This is a genomic window from Bacillus sp. TL12, assembly GCF_022625245.1.
Taxonomy (GTDB): Bacteria; Bacillota; Bacilli; order Bacillales; family Bacillaceae_G; genus Bacillus_A.
Genome location: NZ_JAJJBY010000016.1, coordinates 85388 through 104338, shown reverse-complemented (window position 1 = coordinate 104338; position 18951 = coordinate 85388). Strand labels below are relative to the sequence as shown.

General features: G+C 35.7%; 13 protein-coding genes and 1 riboswitch. Of the genes, 5 read left to right on the top strand and 8 right to left on the bottom strand.

The genetic code is table 11. The features are described 5' to 3' along the window. The 5 genes from argF to LOK41_RS16305 all read right to left on the bottom strand — a co-directional run. Window positions 1–788, bottom strand: a 788-nt coding sequence (gene argF / locus LOK41_RS16325) for an ornithine carbamoyltransferase (RefSeq protein ID WP_241817443.1), incomplete at its 3' end; no start/stop codon positions are given. Window positions 789–818: 30 nt separating this feature from the next. Next, the gene (gene arcA, locus LOK41_RS16320; protein WP_241817442.1) at window positions 819–2051 is read right to left on the bottom strand and encodes an arginine deiminase; all 1233 of its coding nucleotides are present in this window, start codon (window positions 2049–2051) and stop codon (window positions 819–821) included. A 279-nt stretch (window positions 2052–2330) separates the two neighbouring features. Continuing rightward, window positions 2331–2780, bottom strand: coding sequence for an arginine repressor (argR, locus tag LOK41_RS16315; RefSeq protein WP_241817441.1), 450 nt, complete (start codon window positions 2778–2780; stop codon window positions 2331–2333). 360 nt (window positions 2781–3140) lie between these two features. Next, window positions 3141–4802 (bottom strand): SpaH/EbpB family LPXTG-anchored major pilin, encoded by a 1662-nt coding sequence (locus LOK41_RS16310; RefSeq protein ID WP_241817440.1) that lies wholly within the window; start codon window positions 4800–4802, stop codon window positions 3141–3143. Between the two features lie 33 nt (window positions 4803–4835). Continuing rightward, window positions 4836–8471 carry a SpaA isopeptide-forming pilin-related protein gene (locus LOK41_RS16305; protein ID WP_241817439.1) on the bottom strand — a complete coding sequence of 1212 codons (3636 nt, stop codon included), beginning with the start codon at window positions 8469–8471 and terminating at the stop codon, window positions 4836–4838. Between the two features lie 146 nt (window positions 8472–8617). Continuing rightward, window positions 8618–8710: riboswitch (cyclic di-GMP riboswitch) on the bottom strand. Window positions 8711–9119: 409 nt separating this feature from the next. Here LOK41_RS16305 and LOK41_RS16300 point away from each other — a divergent pair. The 4 genes from LOK41_RS16300 (at window position 9120) to LOK41_RS16285 (ending at window position 13384) form a co-directional block, all read left to right on the top strand. Further along, complete coding sequence (locus LOK41_RS16300; protein WP_241817438.1) at window positions 9120–10460, top strand: FAD-binding oxidoreductase; 1341 nt, start codon at window positions 9120–9122, stop codon at window positions 10458–10460. Between the two features lie 502 nt (window positions 10461–10962). Then, window positions 10963–11685, top strand: a complete 723-nt coding sequence (locus LOK41_RS16295; protein WP_241817437.1) for an amino acid ABC transporter ATP-binding protein — start codon at window positions 10963–10965, stop codon at window positions 11683–11685. A gap of 113 nt (window positions 11686–11798) precedes the next feature. Beyond that, on the top strand, window positions 11799–12593 hold the full coding sequence (locus LOK41_RS16290) for an ABC transporter substrate-binding protein (protein WP_241817436.1): 795 nt from the start codon (window positions 11799–11801) through the stop codon (window positions 12591–12593). Between the two features lie 98 nt (window positions 12594–12691). Next, window positions 12692–13384 carry an amino acid ABC transporter permease gene (locus LOK41_RS16285; protein WP_241817435.1) on the top strand — a complete coding sequence of 231 codons (693 nt, stop codon included), beginning with the start codon at window positions 12692–12694 and terminating at the stop codon, window positions 13382–13384. Between the two features lie 70 nt (window positions 13385–13454). On the opposite strand, the gene desB is transcribed toward LOK41_RS16285, so the two are convergent. After that, a complete protein-coding gene (gene desB, locus LOK41_RS16280; RefSeq protein WP_174101268.1) occupies window positions 13455–14540 on the bottom strand; it encodes a Delta(10) desaturase DesB in 1086 nt (361 codons plus the stop codon). A gap of 611 nt (window positions 14541–15151) precedes the next feature. Between desB and LOK41_RS16275 the strand changes: the two genes are divergently transcribed. Then, entirely contained in the window at window positions 15152–16678 is a 1527-nt protein-coding gene (locus LOK41_RS16275) for an FAD-dependent oxidoreductase (protein WP_241817434.1), read from the top strand. A 28-nt stretch (window positions 16679–16706) separates the two neighbouring features. Here the strand turns inward: LOK41_RS16275 and LOK41_RS16270 are convergent, their stop codons facing one another. Further along, window positions 16707–17486, bottom strand: coding sequence for a nucleotidyltransferase domain-containing protein (locus tag LOK41_RS16270; protein ID WP_241817433.1), 780 nt, complete (start codon window positions 17484–17486; stop codon window positions 16707–16709). Between the two features lie 275 nt (window positions 17487–17761). Further along, complete coding sequence (locus tag LOK41_RS16265) at window positions 17762–18871, bottom strand: PRK06851 family protein (protein ID WP_241817432.1); 1110 nt, start codon at window positions 18869–18871, stop codon at window positions 17762–17764. Window positions 18872–18951: the final 80 nt, after the last annotated feature.

Sequence of the window (18951 nt, the reverse complement as noted above, 5' to 3'; positions counted from 1 at the left end):
TTGCCAGTTGCTTGAATCATTTGCATATTGACTTGATATGGTTTTAATAATTCAATACGTTCAGCAAATTTATCTTCTTCTCCCATAGATACCCATACATCCGTATAAATGACATCTGCACCTGCAACAGCTTCTTCCACACTACTTGTTACCATTACCCGGTCATTATATTTTTTTGCCATATCAATTACTTCTTGTGCTGGCCATAATGATTCTGGTGTACAAATACGTACTTCTGCTCCAACAATCGCCCCACCAACTAATAAGCTATTTGCTACGTTGTTTCGTCCGTCTCCAACATAAACGAGCTTCACGTCTTTCAAACGTCCTACATGCTCTCTTACAGTTAATAAATCTGCAAGTGTTTGTGTTGGATGCCACATATCTGTTAAACCATTCCATACTGGCACACCGGAATTTTCTGCTAAAGATTCTACTGTCGCATGATCGAAACCACGGAATTCAATTCCATCAAACATACGCCCCAAAACTTTCGCTGTATCTTCAACAGATTCTTTTTTACCGAGCTGAATATCACCTTTACCTAAATATTCAGGATTTGCACCTAAATCTGTACATGCAACTGTAAATGCACAACGCGTACGAGTTGAGGTTTTCTCAAATAAAAGCGCTACGTTTTTACCTTCTAAATAACGATGTGGAATACCGTTTTTCTTTTTCTCTTTTAACTCTGCCGCTAAGTCAAGGAGATATACTAATTCCTCTTCTGTGAAATCTTTTTCAGCAAGAAAACTTCTTCCTTTTAAGTTTGGTTTAGTCATCAACATGATTCATCCCTACTTTCTCCGTTATTTATACTAAATATCTTTTCTAACAATTGGCATACTCATGCAACGTGGGCCCCCACGACCGCGAGATAATTCCGAGCTTAATATTTCGATAACTTCGATGCCATGCTCTCGTAATAAAGCATTAGATACATAGTTGCGATCATATGTAACAACTACTCCTGGCGCAATTGCTAATGTATTTGATCCATCGTTCCATTGTTCACGAGCAGAAGCAATGACATCTCCTCCTCCGCAAGGGATCAGTACTAATTCGCTTAACCCTAATACTTCTTTCAATGCTTCCGTTAAAGATGTACGATGCGTAATTTTAAGAGTTTCTTCATCCTTTCCTTTTTCTAAAATATAAATATTCATATTTCCTTTCGGCCCTTGAATTGCTGGGTGAATTGTAAATTTGTCATAATCGACCATTGTAAATACGGTATCTAAATGCATAAATGCACGACATTTTTGAATTTCTATTGCTAGCACTTTTTTAATTTTATTTTGGCGACTAAATAAATTTTTAGCTAAACGCTCAATTGCTTTTGCTGAAGTACGAGCAGATACACCAATTGCAATTGTTTCTTCATTTAAAATTAGCTCGTCGCCGCCTTCAATTGGAAACTTATAATCACGATCTAACCAAACTGGCACATCATGATTTGCAAATCGCGGATGATATTTAATGATATATTCCATAAACAATGATTCACGTCTCCGTGCTGGTTCTCTCATTTTGTTAATTGTTAAACCGTCACCTATAGAAGCTGCTGGATCACGAGTAAAATATAAATTTGGCATTGGATCTAAATAAAATGGATAATGATCTTCCATTAATTCATACAGATGCGTTTTCTTACTCGTTTCAATTTCGTTTTTCCGCACGCCACCCATAATTTTTTGAATCAATTCTTCATTTGAAAAGGAAAGTAAATATTCTTTTAAAGTTTGGTGTGCAACATTCACATCTGCTTGTCCTTCTTTTAAAATACGATCAACAAATTCTTCACGAAGCCCTTTATCAACTAACGCTTCAGCTGCTAGTTTTTCTAAATACAGAACTTCAACACCCCGATTGCGTAATGTTTGTGCAAAATAATCATGTTCTTTTTGAATAATTGGTAAATATGGGATATCGTCAAATAATAATTCTTGTAAATAATCTGGCGTTAAGTTTTCCACTTCTTTACCAGGACGCTTTAATAACACCGTTTGTAATTCCCCAATTTCTGAAGTAACATGTATCGGATGTTTCATTTGTTGTACCTCCTTTTAGGTTCGTTTGATGTCTTACAAGTACATCATAAACGGTATGTCATTCCCTTTTTATGAAAACGCTGACACTCTTAAGTGAAAAATTTCACAAGTTGTTTTTTAAAATAATATCTATCTGTATTTTTATGAATGATTTTACCATCAATTTTACTGAATAAACCTATATTACGTATATCCCATGCATAAACACCTATCAATTTATATTATATTTCTTCATAAAAAAGAGGTTGTTTCTAATATAAATTAGAAACAACCTCTTTTTTATATAATCAAATTTAACCTTTCTTCTAGAATTTCTCTATCTAATTTTGATTTCGAAATTACAAGGCATGTATCATTTCCACAAATGCATCCTACTTTTTCTTTCCAGTCTAAAGAATCTAATAGCACACCAATAACATGAGCATTTCCCGGCAATGTCTTAATAATCGTTAATTGATCTACATAATCAATCTTTACTACTACTTCTCTCAACTTTTTCTTTAATTTCATATCAGTTTGTAAACTGTCTTCTGAAAAAACCTTATATATTACTAAACCGTTTGAAGATGTCACCTTTATTAAATTTAACTCACGAATATCTCGTGAAATTGTCGCTTGTGTCACCGCTACACCATGTTTCTCTAACAATTCTACTAATTTCTCTTGTGTATCTATTTCATACTCTCTAACCAATTGTTTAATGAGCCGCTGTCTTTTCTCTTTTTTCATAAAAGACACCCTTTCGAATGTTATAACCTCATTATATATTGCTATAATTTTGATTCGAAAGAGACATCCTTAAATGTTGCGGAAACGTTCATAGTTTAACGTTTCCTAAAACATAAAGTGAAACTTTAATCAGTGGGGGTTTTCTTCATCCCCCACTGATTATTAGTTGAACGAATCGGGCTTTTACGGACAGTTCATCTCCCACCTAACTTCTTTGCTTTCGCTGAATTTTGAGGTGGGAGTGTTACTGTCCGTTAATGCGGGATACATCTGCATTTCCTTTAAGTGTCTTAAAATGCAAAAAAGGAGAGCTACTCGCCCTCCTCTTTTCACATTACATCACTATATTTCTCTATAACCTTAGTTTTTTGCAGGATTTTTTCTAAAGAATACAAACGCTGCTACAGCCATTAACACAAAACCTACTACAGTGAATAGAACTGTGCCCATACCACCTGTTGCAGGAAGAATCCAGCCGCTCTTGTTGTTTTCTACTGTTAATTTCACTGTTTGGTTATCTTTATCAATTGTCACATTGATTGGTTCTCTTAATTTTTGGTAAGATTTCACTTCCGTACCATCTTTATATGTTGGTGCTTTCGTTTCAACGATTTGATACTCACCATATGGAATTTGTTCCCATGTAATTACACCATCACTATTTGATACACCTGTCATTTCTTTACCATTTACTACTACAATGTTTCCATTTTTATCTTGTAGTTTAAATTCTGCGCCTTCTAGTTTTTTACCATCAGCACCATCAACTTTTGTTAATGCAATGTTACCAGTTGTTGGGACAACAATTACTGGTTTAGATTCCTTTTTACCACTTACATCATTGTTGTTTGTAAAATCAATTGTTGCTGTATTTGGAATTTCTGTTCCAGCTACTACGCCTTCTTTAATTTGTGATTTGATTTGTAAATGAAGCTCTTTTTTACCATTTAATTTTGAAAAATCTTTTACAGTAGCTGTTACTTTTTGTCCTTCTACAACTACTTCTACCACACTTGAATCCACTTCTACACCATCAATTTTCACAACTGGCTTACCTTGAATCACTAATCGATTATCTAAAGTATCTGTTACAACGTAATTCTTATAATCTTTAATATCCTCTGGGATTAACGTTTTAATATCATAGTTGTAATCTTTTAGCGGATTAATCGGTAAAAATTCCAGATCATTATTAATCTTTTTGTCAATCGTTGGTTCTTCATAGTTTTTCACTAGTACTGGCACTACAACACCAGACTTAATTGTACCATCTGCATTAATTGTACCTGATTCTTTAATTGAAAACGCATGTTTTGTTGGATCTAAAACATATCCATCTAGCGCTTTTGTTTCTTTAAAGTAGTAGTTACCATATGGTAAGTTTTCTACACGAATTGCACCATCATTACCAGTAGTTAAACCTTCTCCATCTTTAACTACTGTTTCATCTTCATGATATAAAGTAAATTCTACACCTTTTAATACTTTATCTTTTGCACCTGTTTTGATTAATTCTACTGCACCACGTTTTGTTTCATTCTTTGGATAAATATGAACATCGTAATTCAATTTTTCTCCTGTTTTACCTGTCATCGGAACATCAACGTAATACGTGTTTTTATTTAAATTAACATGAGCTGGACCAGCAATTTCTTTTACTTCATAACGACCTAAAGAAAGATCTGTAAATGTAGCTTGTCCATCTTTACCTGTTGTTTTTGTAATCGCTTTTGCATCTGTAACATCTTTTACAGCTTCTTTTACAATCTCGCCATCTTTTGTAATCTTTTCAAAAGATTTGATTTGTTTAATTTCAAACGTTACTCCTTCTAGTGCCTTAGCATCTCCTGGAATTGTTTGACCCGCTTCACCAGTTCCTTCACCTGTTGCTGCACCTTTTTCTTGTTCGTACTTATGAATTGTTAAAGAACCTTTCTCTGGAGCTGCTGCATTTGCAAACATACTCGGTAATGTTGCAAATGTTAATACAAACATTAAAAGCATACTAAAAATCTTTTTCATATTTATTATCTCCTTCTCTATTAATTTTTAACTCTATTCGTTACTACTTCTTTTACGGAAAAATAAAAATACCGTGATTACCATAAGTATCGTACCGGTAAGATAGAAAATAGTGGTCCCTATTCCACCAGTGTCCGGAATTACCCATTCACTCTTCGTATTTTCTATCGTTATTTTTTGTACTGAGGATCCGACCTCTACTTCAATTGGATCTCTTAAAAGCATATAGCCATCTGGTGCTTGCACTTCTTTAATCGTGTATTTACCAAATTCTAATTGACCAGAAGTTGCCTTACCATTTTCATCTGTCGTTAATTTCCCTACTTCTTTTCCATTTTTATCTAAAATTTGGAATACTGCATTTTTTAATTTCAAGTTGTGGTCTTTCGCATCCACTTTCTCAATTTCAATGAGTCCTTTATCTAGCAATTCATTTTCAACAGTTATCTCTACCGGCGTTTTTGTGTCTTTCGTTATTTCAAAATTGTATGATTTACCGTCTAGTTTATAACCTTCTGGAGCTGTGACTTCCACTAACTTATATTCACCGATTGGTAAATCAGTTGCTCTAGCTTTTCCATCGTTTCCTGATGCGATTGTTTGAATGACCTGATTATCTTTATCCCGAACTTCGAAAACAGCCCCTTCTAACAGAGAACCGCTATCTTTATCGATTTTCGTAATTTCTAGTTCTCCAGAATCAACTGTATCTTCAACTAGTCCGGCATCGATTGTCATATTATGTTCATCTTCACCAAGTTTGATAGTTTCTGAATATCCATCTTTATCAACGTTAGAGTCGCTTTTTTCATCATTTCCAGCATTCTTTTGCGTCCACTTATATCCATCTGCTATTTTAAATCTAACTTGATATTCACCTGGATCTAAATTTACGAATTTGTAGTAACCCGGATTTCCTTTTTTGTCATTACCAGTTCTCGTCATACTAATGACTTTTCCATTTTTATCCAGCAATTCTACAACTACACCGTTCATACCAGTGTTTCCGTCATTTTGAATTCCGTCTTTGTTTTTATCTAGCCAAACGTAATCTCCTAATGAACTCTTTTTCGAAGCCTTTAACTGTACTCCAACTCGGTTTGGCTCTGCTGGCTGAATCCACTTACCTGTTACATCATTTATTGCACTATATCCAAATGAATTCCATGCAATTCCAGCAGAAGCATCCATATCAACTGGCGCACGCATTGTCCATTCTAATATTGCTTCTTCTCCAGGATATACAAGTTTATCCTTAGCAAATTCAAACTTAACTGCAGTTACTTTTGTTAAATCTGATGGTGGCTCTAAAGACCAGTTAGGGTCATTGGCGCCCTGTGGATTCACGAAAACGTCATTATCTTGTATCAAATCATCACGTTTCGGATTTGATGCAGTCGTATAATAAATTTTAATAAAGTCGCCTTCAGTAAGCTGAATTGGTGAAGTTAAATATGGAGTCCATTTACTACCACGTTCTTGAACATGATTCTTTGTTTGTAAAACTGATTGATCACCCTCTGCTGGGAATATATCAATTAAGACACCATTTCTTACTGCTACAGTTCCGCCATTTTCAATCTTCAAGCGATATTTTACTTCTCCACCAGGTACTGTCGTCGCCACTTCTGGTGAACCCTTCCAACTATCGTCTAATTCACCTTTTACATATTTAACTGATTTTAAAGATTGCTCTTCTTCAATTTCTATAGCATCTTCACTTTCAATGATTGGATCGGTAACATCACCATCTCCATCCAGATCATTTTCATCTTTCAACGTTTTTTGCTGCCACTCATTCGCAGATTTAATCGTTGATTCATTAGACATCAGACCTGCTTTATTGTAATACTTACCTGCCATTGCAAAGTTATTTACCTTCACTTTAAATTTCACAGTTATCGCATCACCTGATGACATATCCAATTCAGGAAAATTCCATCTTAAGAGAGTTCTTCCCTTTTCTTTATAGTTTGCTATTGTTTCTACCTTTACTTTTGCAGCATCATATGACTTCTTCTCCCAACCACCTTTGGCAAGTGTATACTGCTCAGAACCAGGAACATACTCCAAACCTTTTGGTAGCCAATCTACAATGATCGGTTGTTTGAAAGGAGCAGACTGCCAATCTGCGTTACCAGTTAATTCAAATTCAACTATATCACCCTTGATATACTTTTCTCTTGGCTTTGTTAATGCTTTTTTCTTAAATGTAACTTTTGATTCTGGATTTTCTTTTACTGTCACTTGTGCGGTAGCATCTTTTTGATACTGCTTTCCATCAATATCATATGAAATATGTGCTGTATTTTTTAAAATGCCTTCTTTAAAATTGGGATCGTCTACTTTAAAGTACAACCAAACCCCATGACTTATAGCAAAATTCGCAGGTACTTTACCAAATTCATATCGAATTCCGGTTACTTTGTCTCCTTCAGAAAGTGCTAAAGAAGAAACATCTAACCATTCTCCTGTATTACCGCGAATCACTTTCCATTCTTTCCACTCTGGATTGTTTTTTGTTTTATATAAAAGCTTATATTCACTTACACCTAAGAATACACCGGTGTGCATTCTCGTAAAGCGTAGTTGTTCATCAAAGCGATCATCTTGAAGAACAAAATTATCTATTTCCTTAGAATACTGGTTTTTAATGTTATACAGTGTAAAAGCAATTTCTTCATTTTTACTGTACTCAGGCTTTTGAGCAGCTTTTACTAAATTTGAAAAAGCTTGATCTGGTGGAATAACAGGAGGTTTTGTTTCTTTATTTGAAACTGTAACATATGCATGTGTTTGTTTTGTCAGTTCCTCTTCACCTTTTGGCTTCAGCTTCGCTTCAACCCTATTTGGAATTGATTGACTTTGATTTTTACCAAAATTTTCTTCCGGAAACTTCACTTTAACTGTAACAGCCTTTTCGCCTTCTACATTCTTCAAATCCCATGTTACAGTATGTGAATCTGCATCATATTTTCCGTTATCACTTGCCGAAACAAATTGTGCTTCCTTCGGTAACAGATCTTTGATTGAAAGAGAATCTAGCGTCGTTGGACCACTAACATGTTTATCTCGAATTGTATATTCGACTTCTTCTCCCGGCTTAATCGTCCACTTATTAGGGGTTTTACCTATATTCCATTCTGGTTTCTTAGGAGGTTCAGGTGGGACTTCCTTTTCATGTGCTATAACAGTTACATTATTAGAAGTTTTTCCCCCTTGATCAGATACAAAATCAGCTACAGCTGTAGCTTTCGTTCCATTTTTCGTTCCCTTTGGAAACTTCACTGTAATTGGAACTGCTTTAGAATCTCCATTTGGAAGGAAGTCTTTAAATGTATAAATGACCGAATGCGTTTCTTTATCATATATCGCATCCGTACCACTAATCTTCCCATGTCTTACATATTCGACTTCAGGTGGTAGTTTAACAATGATTTTTGCATCTTTATGTCCACCCTCTAATCCGAATGTACTTAAATCAAGTTGATATACAAAATCTTTGTCTACATCTTTTTGCGAACCATCTCCGTCCTCTACTGAGAGCTTTAGACTGACATTTGCTTCTTTGTCATATGTTGCAGCTTCTACTATATGTATAAACGGCTGTGCAATGATTTGTATTACCATTAAACAAATGACAAATATACTAATCTGCTTACTCTTCATATTCACGCCCCTCCATTAATATGTTTCAGTTTAGATATCCATGCCGTTGTTGGATATCACCCCCTTTCAGGTAAATGCGAGTGCATACTACACGTGTATTTTTTGACAATTCCGCAAAATAAAAAGATTGTCGGGTTGCAATTAAAAATTGCAACCCGACAATCCTAGTAATAATAATGTATTACCTTAGACTCTAAGCTTTGCGACCTATTCTTTCGAATAGTGTGCCAAAAATTCCTATTTAAAAATTACATATACTAATATACTAGGTAAAAGATTTCTTTTCAACACTATTACGGAAAGAATCTACCAAATAATATAACTTTGAACAAGTTACACTGTTTCTACCTTTTTAATAGAATCCTTGTCAAATTTCAATTTGCTACTCCTTCTTTCGCAAACTATACACCTTATTCAGCTGTTAATGCTGGTAATCACTCCCAAACAAGCTTTCTCATACAATAGTAATAAAGTGAAACTTTAATCAGTGGGGCTTCATCCACCACTGATTATTAGCCCTCACAAATCAGGCTTTTACGGGCATCCCTACCTCCGCCTAATTTCTTTGCTTTTACTGAAGCTTGAGATGTGGGTCTTATTGCTCGTTAATGCTGGATAAAATGTTCTACATAAGAAAGGAGCTCTATTTTGAGTCAAACAAAACTAACTGGTCGTATCGTAACTCCAACAGACCCAGAATACGATATAGCCCGTATAAACTTAAATTTAAGTATTCCAAAGCTTCCTTGCATAATTGTCTTCTGTCAAAATAAGAAAGATGTATGCAATGCCTTAAAGTGGGCTAGAGAACGTCATATACCATTTCGTGTACGGAGTGGTCGCCATAGTTATGAAAACTTTTCACTATTAAACGATGGTCTTGTTATCGATGTAAGTGAAATGAACAGAATTACAGTCTCTCAAGATCGCTTAACCGCAACCATTGAAGCTGGTGCAAATCTTGGCACTGTTTATAAAAAACTTTGGCAATACGGCGTAACACTCCCAGCTGGAACAAGTGCCAGCGTAGGAGTGGTTGGGTTAACACTTGGTGGCGGTATTGGTATGTTATCACGCTTATTCGGATTAACCTGCGATCAACTATTAGAGGTAGAGATGGTGCAAGCATCTGGTAAAAAAGGAGCGAAACTCATTCATGCCAGCAAAATTAAGAACCCAGATTTATTTTGGGCATGCCGTGGTGGGGGTGGTGGAAACTTCGGAATTGTTACATCATTAACATTTCATGTTCATCCCATTCAAAATGTCTCTATTTTTTCGGTCACTTGGGAATGGGAAGACTTTATTAGCGCATTTCAGGCTTGGCAAAGCTGGGCGCCTTATGTAGATGAGCACCTTACTTCATCTATTGAGTTATTTTCTAAACAGCGAAATGAAATTGAAGTAAAAGGCGAATTTGTTGGTCCCCCTTCTGTTCTTCTTGACTTATTATCTCCTCTACTCCATGTAGGATCCCCTACCCTTTTTATTGATGAAGTTCCTTATATGGAAGCTGTTCAATTCTTTAATAGTGGTAATATCCCGGAAAATTTCAAACGCTCTGGTTCCTATGTATATAAACCAATACCTCTTAAAGGAATTCAAGTTCTAAAACATTTTCTTAGTCATGCTCCCAACCCTTCAGCTAGCGTTTGGCACCAATCACTTGTAGGAGCTGTAGAAAACACCTCTCCAAATGAAACAGCTTATTTTCATCGAAAAGCAATTATTGCACAAGAATATATTTCATCTTGGGAATGTGATGAAGAGGAAGAAGAAAATACACAGTGGATTAAAAATTTACGGAATGCTATGTCGCCGTATACATTAGGCGATTATGTAAATTGGCCTGATATTGATATTAAGGACTGGCAGCGCACTTACTACGGGACAAACTTTTCTAAATTACGGACAGTAAAAACAAAATACGATCCATGCACTGTTTTTAAATTTCCACAGAGCATTCCCCCTTTTAAATGTTTAAAATAAACCACTTAATTTTCTTGAAGTATCTTATTTTAGACTAGGAAGAATGGCATTCTGTTCTTCCTTACATAAAGTGAAACTTCCATAAGCGGGGGGGCTTCATCCCCCACTTATGGTTAGCCCTCACCAATCGGGCTTTTACGGACAGTTGATTCCCTACCTATCTTCCTTGTTTCTCTCTGAATCTTAAGGTGAGGATCTTACTGCCCGTTAATGCGAGATAAAACAAAAATGACTTTTAATTAGATTGTTTCACTATCAAGAATCTAATTAATATAATTCCTTTTCCAATACAAGGTCTCTCCTACCAATATTGACCACTCCCACGGCTAAAGCACGTGAGCTTTCCCGCTCACAAATTCTGTAAAAATCACGAAAATATCTCTCACGTAATCTATACCAAAACAATGTTTTTGGCAAAAAATAAAGGGTTTTGGCACTTTATGACTAATAACAAAAATAAGGGGCAACATTTGTAAAATACAAAAGTGACTGGGGGGTTGGCATGATTCAAGTTCAAAATCTAGTAAAATCATTTGGTTCATTGGACGTTTTAAAAGGTATTAATTTAGAAGTAAAAGAAAAAGAAGTTGTTGTTTTAATTGGCGCGAGCGGTTCAGGAAAAAGCACTTTACTTCGTTGCCTTAACTTTTTAGAAATGTACGATGAAGGTGAAATTCACTTACAAGGGGAACGAATTGATCCTAAAAGTACAAACTTAAACAAAATCCGCGAAAATGTTGGAATGGTATTTCAACACTTTAACCTCTTTCCACACATGACCTCATTAGAGAACATCGTAGAAGCACCTATTCATGTAAAAAAAATGGACAAAACAAAAGCGAAAGAACTTGGAAATGATTTATTAAAAAAGGTCGGATTACAAGACAAAGCAAACGTAACACCTCACCTTTTATCTGGTGGGCAAAAGCAACGTGTTGCAATCGCACGCGCACTTGCGATGAATCCAAAAATCATGCTATTTGACGAACCTACATCAGCTCTTGACCCTGAACTTGTTGGAGAAGTACTTCAAGTTATGAAAGAACTTGCTGGGGAAGGTATGACAATGGTTATCGTCACCCATGAAATGAGCTTTGCACGAGATGTAGCAGATCGCGTCATCTTTATGGATGATGGAAAAATTGTAGAAGATGCGCCACCAGGACAGTTTTTTTCAGCGCCGTCAAATGAGAGAGCCAAACAATTTTTACGAAACATTTTATAAAAATATTTTAATCTCATACGGGCAGCTTATCTCCCAATAGAAAAACTCTCATAGTACTTTGAAACGTGACATGATTGTCCGTATGTAAAAGATAAATATCTAGGAGGGGTTTTGTGAGAAAGAAAATATTTACTGTTGTTGCAGCTATTACACTATGTGCATCATTCATACTTGGAGCCTGTAGTAAGGAAAGTAGTACGACTTCGGGTGGTGGCGAGAAGGAGTTTCGCTATGCAATGAGCGGCTTATATAAGCCATTTAACTTTAAAGAAAATGACGGAAAGCTAGTTGGTTTTGATGTCGAGATTGGTGAAGCACTTGCAAAAAAAATGGGAATGAAGCCTGTTCCAGTTACGAATCCTTGGGAAACGTTAATTCAAGGTCTAAAAGCAAAAAAATATGATGTCATATTAGGAAGTATGGCAATTACAGAAGAGCGACTAAAGGCTGTTAATTTTTCAAATCCATATTACCGTTCTGGTGCTCAAATTTTCGTTACCAAGAAGAATAATAGTATTTCTTCAGCAGAAGACTTAAAAGGTAAAAAAGTTGGTGTTGTAAAAGCAAGTACCTTTAAAACACTAGTTGCAAAACAAACAGATCAAATTACAGAATACGACAGTGATATTACGGCTCTTATGGATTTAGAACCAGGCCGAGTAGATGCAGTTATTACTGATCAAATGGTTGGCCTTCGTATGATTAAAGAAGGTAAGTCGAATATAAAAGAAGCTGGCAAACCATTAAACCTCGATGAGATGGGGATTGCAATTCGCAAAGACGATAAAGAAATGGTCAAAAAAGTAAATAAGGCATTGGATGAAATAATTAAAGATGGCACCTATGAAAAGATCAGTAAAAAATGGTTTGGACGCAACATTCTTGGAGAAGAGAAGCAGACAAAATAAGAAAGAACCGTTTTTAATCAAAAAACAATGCCCCTCATCTTAGCTGTGGGGCATTTGTATCTATTTTCTAAAATCAATCGCATATAGAGGTGACGCTAATGATAGATATTTTTATATCTACTTATCCAACATTTCTAAAAGCTATTATCATGACTTTACAATTAACATTGACTTCCTTACTACTCGGTTCATTAATCGGCCTTTTATTTGCCTTCTTCCGTATTTCCAATAATAAAATTTTAAACAGTATTGCACATATATATATTGCTGTTATTCGTGGAACACCATTAATTGTTCAAATCATGATTCTTTATTTTGGTATTACGTCTATTGTCGTCCTGTCTCCTTTTTGGGCTGGTGCAATCGCTTTAGCAGTTCATAACGGTGCGTATATTACAGAGATTTTCCGTGGTTCCATTCAATCTGTTGATCGTGGACAACTAGAAGCTGCTCGCTCTTTAGGAATGACCTATCCGCTCGCTATGCGCCGTATCATTTTACCGCAAGCATTTCGATTATCAATCCCGCCGCTCGGAAACCAATTCGTTATTGGATTAAAAGATTCTTCCCTTGTCGCATATGTAGGAATGTCTGAACTGTGGGGATCCGGTTTATCTATAGCCGCCGGGAACTTTAAGCAACTTGAAACATACATTGTTGTTAGTGCCTATTACCTTGCACTCGTACTTTTATTTACCTATCTCGTAAACCTCTTAGAAAAACGACTTCAGCGTAAACAAAGCAATTCTTTACAAGTAAATAAAGAGAAAGAAAAAGCTCTCTCTCTTTAAAAAATAAAAGCAAGCTACTCTTTGGTAGCTTGCTTTTGTAGTTGGAGGTTTCTAAATGATTCATCAAAAATCATGGATTCACTTTTTTGATCGTTTCTTGCTCCTCTATATGATCCTCACGATATGAAATATTCTCAGGATCTAGTCCATTCCCTAAAGAACCATAGAAATGTTCCTTATGAGGATCAACTAATTCACTACCTTGGTAGTACACTCGAGGCGTGTTCCAAAGCGCTGCTAATGCTTTTGTCATCGGCATTTCATGATAACGCTCCGGCCACATTTCTTTAATCTTCTCTTTTACTAACGGATAATATTTTGAACTCATAGCCGGAAACAGATGATGTTCCGTATGATATGAGAAATTAAAATGTAAAACGTCAACCCAGCGCGGCACTGTTACAGATAAACAGTTGGCTAGTGGATCATTTACAGGAACAATTGGGTTTAAACGGTGATTTGTTGCAATATATGCCATTACAATAAAGTTTGCAATTAGTAACGGAATCACATACGCAAATAGCCATTTTGCAGGACCCATAATAAATAGTAAGCTAATCCACACCGTCCATGGCAAAAGAAGTTGAAGCCATACAGATCGTTGATTCGATGACTTAAATTCTTTTATAAAATGAAAGAACATCCGAGTCGAATGTATTGTAAATTGAATTGTTAGTGACAGAAAACTAAAGAAAGAACGTACATGAAGGGGCATACGATACACCCATCTTAAAAATTTACTCTTCTTCATCTTTTCAAGCGTTGGCCACGCATCAGGATCATGTTCTTCATGCTGCGTATGAACATGGTGCGTTGCATTATGCCACTTTCTCCATAATTTCGGTCCTGTAGACAACGGCATAAATGCAATCGCCCCTAAGAAATCACGAAGCCAAGCTTTTCTTACAACCGTCCCGTGCAAAATTTCATGTCCTAAAAATCCAAGTGAAGCAAAACATAATCCCAGAACAATTGCAATCCCAAGATTTGCCCACACATTCAAATCAAATAAACCAATCGTTATTAATCCAGCTACCGCCACAAGTAAATAAGCCAGTCCACCAAACAAGCGAGTTGGAACTGGTTTAAATGCTTTTTTTGGCAAATGCGGCGATACACGTGCTGCATACCATCCAAACGTATGAAGCTCCTTCATCCTTTTGCCCCTTTCTTATGCCGCGCTTACGCAACTTGCATAAATCAATTCTTGTTTCCAGATTGATAAAACTAGGTAATTATAAAAAGCATTTATATACGTAAATCATACTCACTCTATTGTCACTCATTTTCGCTTTTATTATCAATGAAAAACATTTCTCTTTTTACTCTTTATCAACCTTTCCACATGATGAATCATATCAATAGACTTTCTGTATTGTCAACAACTTTTATGACCTAGTAATAAAATGTGGTTATATTTTCATAATAATATTTTATTTTACCAAAGAAAAAACATAGATTTTATAAGACTTTATCCATTATATATATAAATGCTTTCACATATAAGAAAATCAGTTTCATTCAAGAATAGCTTATATACGAGCAGAAATAATTCTTTATAGAATTAACTGACATTTAAAATACCCTTATGACGAAATACGCGATTTTTATTATATTAAAATAACTTTATCACTTTGTAAATATTTATAATTTCCTTCTGTTCGCTTTATAGTATTTTCTTCTCTTAAAAAGAAAATACTTTACATGAATTTCATATAAATTGGAAAAATTAAGTAGTAAATTGTTTTAACACAGGAGGAATATATGATGACAAACGATTCATTTCCCCAATTTCCAGAACCATACTGGCGTAATTCTACTTCACTCCCTACTTTTCCTAAACTAGCAGAAAATATAAGAACTGAAGCTGCGATTATCGGTGCTGGAATTACAGGCATCACAACCGCTTATTTACTTGCAAAAAAGGGTATGAAAGTTGTTTTAATCGATTCCGGAAACATTTTAAATGGAACAACAGGCCATACGACCGCAAAGATTACTGCACAACACGACCTTATTTACGACGAGCTGATTCATCATTTTGGAGCTGATCAAGCTCGTCTATACTACGAGGCAAATGAAAAAGCGTTACAATTTATTAAAGAAACAATCCAAACAAATAACATCGACTGTGACTTTACTGAAGAAGATGCCTACTTATATACAACTTGCAACGACGGATTACACAAATTAACTAAAGAATACGAAGCTTATAAAAAGCTAAATATTCCTTGTGACTACGTAGAGTCCATTCCACTTCCTATATCAGTTCAAGCAGCACTTGTTATGAAAAACCAAGCACAGTTCCATCCTCTTCATTATTTAAAAAATCTTGTTGAACAGTTTGTTGAAGCAGGCGGAGCTGTCTATGAGCAAACTACTGCGATTGATATCGAGAAAGGCCCATATCCACAAATCATTACAAAAGATGGCCATCGCATTACATGTGGATATGTCGTCTCCTGTTCCCATTTCCCATTCTATGATGCAAACAGCTTTTTCTTCGCAAGAATGTATGCTGAGCGCTCTTACGTTCTAGCTATAAAAGCGAAAAAAGATTATCCGGGAGGCATGTATTTAAGTATCGACAATCCTACGCGTTCTTTGCGTTATACAACCATGAATGGAGAAAAACTCATTCTTGTTGGTGGCGAAAGCCATAAAACAGGACAAGGAATTAATACAATGCTCCATTATGAAGCATTGTACTCTTTCGCAGAAGAAACATTTGGAATAGATGAAATTCCTTACAGATGGTCAGCGCAAGACTTAATTACACTAGATAAGCTTCCTTACATTGGGCACATCAATGAAGGAAATCCAAACATATTTGTTGCAACTGGATATCGAAAATGGGGGATGACAACAGGGACTGCTGCAGCTCAGCTACTACAAGACTCTATTACAAAAATAGATAGCCCTTATAAAGAACTCTTTGCACCATCCCGCTTCCATGCAGATCCAGATATAAAAACATTCTTTTCTCAAAACCTTGATGTAGCAAAACATTTAATTGAAGGCAAGTTAGAATTTGCCCTCCGTAAACCCGAAGACCTTGAAAACGGTGAAGGTTCCGTTGTAAGAGTTCGAGGAAAACGTGCAGGTGCTTATAAAGATGATGAAGGAAAACTACATATTGTCGATACAACCTGTACGCACCTCGGTTGTGAAGTAGAATGGAATAGCGGTGATTGTACGTGGGATTGTCCTTGTCATGGCTCCCGATTTTCAATCAAAGGAGATGTAATTGAGGGGCCGGCAGAGAAACCACTGAAACGGGTTGATGGAGAATAAAGTTAACTAAAACAAACCGAGCACCACTCTACTGGCGCTCGGTTCTTATTTCAAATAACATATTTCGAAACAAATCATTCAACTTCTCAACTTCAATGCCCCTTCCTTTTTCAATCCCCTTCACATATTCCTGATAATATTTTATCTCCTCCTCCAAAAATTCATTTAATACTATATTTTTTGGACCAGCATCCAGCTCAACACCCGCTTTTTTCTTTATTAGTAAATCTTCAATTTCATTTAAAAGCTTTTGTTCCAGCGACAATTCATTAATGAATCGTTCAAATTCTACAGGTGGTAATGTCCCTTTCTCTTCTAACCATTTACAAGCTAAAATAGGGCGCAATACGTAGAAGTACTTTTTCAACTTCACGCGCTCTCCTTGTAAAAATTCACGATAGTTTTTTGAAGCCATATGTAAGTAGTGATAAATCGTTGCTTTTGGATCAAAATCGCTTTCGCTCATTTTCTGTAGACGTTCTGGGAGATCCGAGTTCTTAGAATAAAAGATCGGAGAACGAATCCATTCTAATAATGCTGGATTTGATTTCGCAAATAGTTGCAGTGCTTTTCTAATATCCCAACCACTTATATCTAAAACATCACTAATTGGATACTCAATAACATCACGTTTTTCATTTATGGATAAATACCAATCTACCGGATGAATGTATACAAATCTAACATCGTAATCACTATCTTTCGACGGAAATCCCCATGCACGACTTCCAGATTCTACTGCAAATAAAATTTTCACATTATTCTCTTTCTCAATTCTTTCTAATTCCAATTGAATTTTATCCTTCATATGTATCATCCTCATTTTCTGATCATTTCCCTGGAAATTCGACAAATATAATATTCTTATTATTGAAGTGTTATTCTACTTTTAACATCAATATATCGGCAACCCTTTCGTATGTAAGATAATAAAGTGAAATTTTAATCCGTGGGGGTTTTCTTCATCCCCCACCTATCTTCCCCGTTTCTCTCTAAATCTTGAGGTGGGGGTCTACTGCCCGTTAATGCGGGACAAATTTCTCAGAAAGCTGTCAGGTCCTTCCTGACAGCTCTACAATTATTTCATTTTTGCTGTTTGCCAATAAGTTTTGCAATTCGCTCAAATTCACTCTGTATTTCATCTTTATAAGCATCTACTTTTGTAAAATCCATCGCAGTAATATACATTCTCTCCAGTTTATCTCGAACTGCTTTTGCTTTCGCTAAAAAAGACATCGCTTCACTCATTTTTGTTTTATAGTGAATGGAAACATCGCGAATTTCTGTAGCGTATTTTTCATCTGTTCCTGGAGTAACAATGAGATCATACATATCAATAATCTCATCACCTTCTCGCTCTGGAAAATATTCATGCGGCGCAGTGCTGTCAAAGATTGCAAAACCTAATTCTCTTACAATAATCATATCAAGGCTATTCGGATCAAAACCACAATGATACACTTCAACTTCAAAACCTTTTTCTTCTGCTGCAGCTGCTAATTTTTTTAACATTGTTGATTTTCCTGATCCCGGCCGTCCTTTTATAAAATAACGATGCGGGATACCTTCTGTTAAATTTGGAACGAAATCAACCGCACCTTTTGGTGTTGCTGCTCCTAAGAAACGGTGCTTTACAACAGCTTGTTTTCCTTTATTTTCTGCAAATAACTTTTGTATAAGCTGATTTGTTAATTCATTCGCTTTTTGAAAATCAATATTATCAATATAAATTCTTTCCCAATCATCGTGTATAGCTAATGCTTCTTTGAAACAAGCATATGCTGATTGAAATGCACCACTTGCTTCTGAAATATAACGTTTAATTTCATCTTTATGTTTTCGTAATTTCTCGGAATCCCATGCAACACCTAAGTTTACATATTCCTCTACAACTCCAGGTGTTTTTGGCTCAATGACATGTGGTGCTGTTCCATCTACAATTCCTACTTTTAATTTTGGAATAATAACACCATCGATGGATTTATTATCAGAAGAACAATGTAAAAGCTCAATGTCGTATCCTCTTCCAGCCCACTCACGCCCAATTGCTTTCATCAATGAGGATTTCCCTGTTCCTGGACCGCCTTTCAAAATGAAAAGTCTTTCCAATCCAATTAAATTTTCCTCATATAAACTATAAAAACCTCTCGCTGTATTTCCTCCAGCATAATAATTTAAAATTTTCCCTGTCACTGCCCTCACTCCTTTATAGCAGTCTACTTACATAAGTCACAATATGCTTGAAGCCTAAGTTGGGTGAATATCTATTTTCG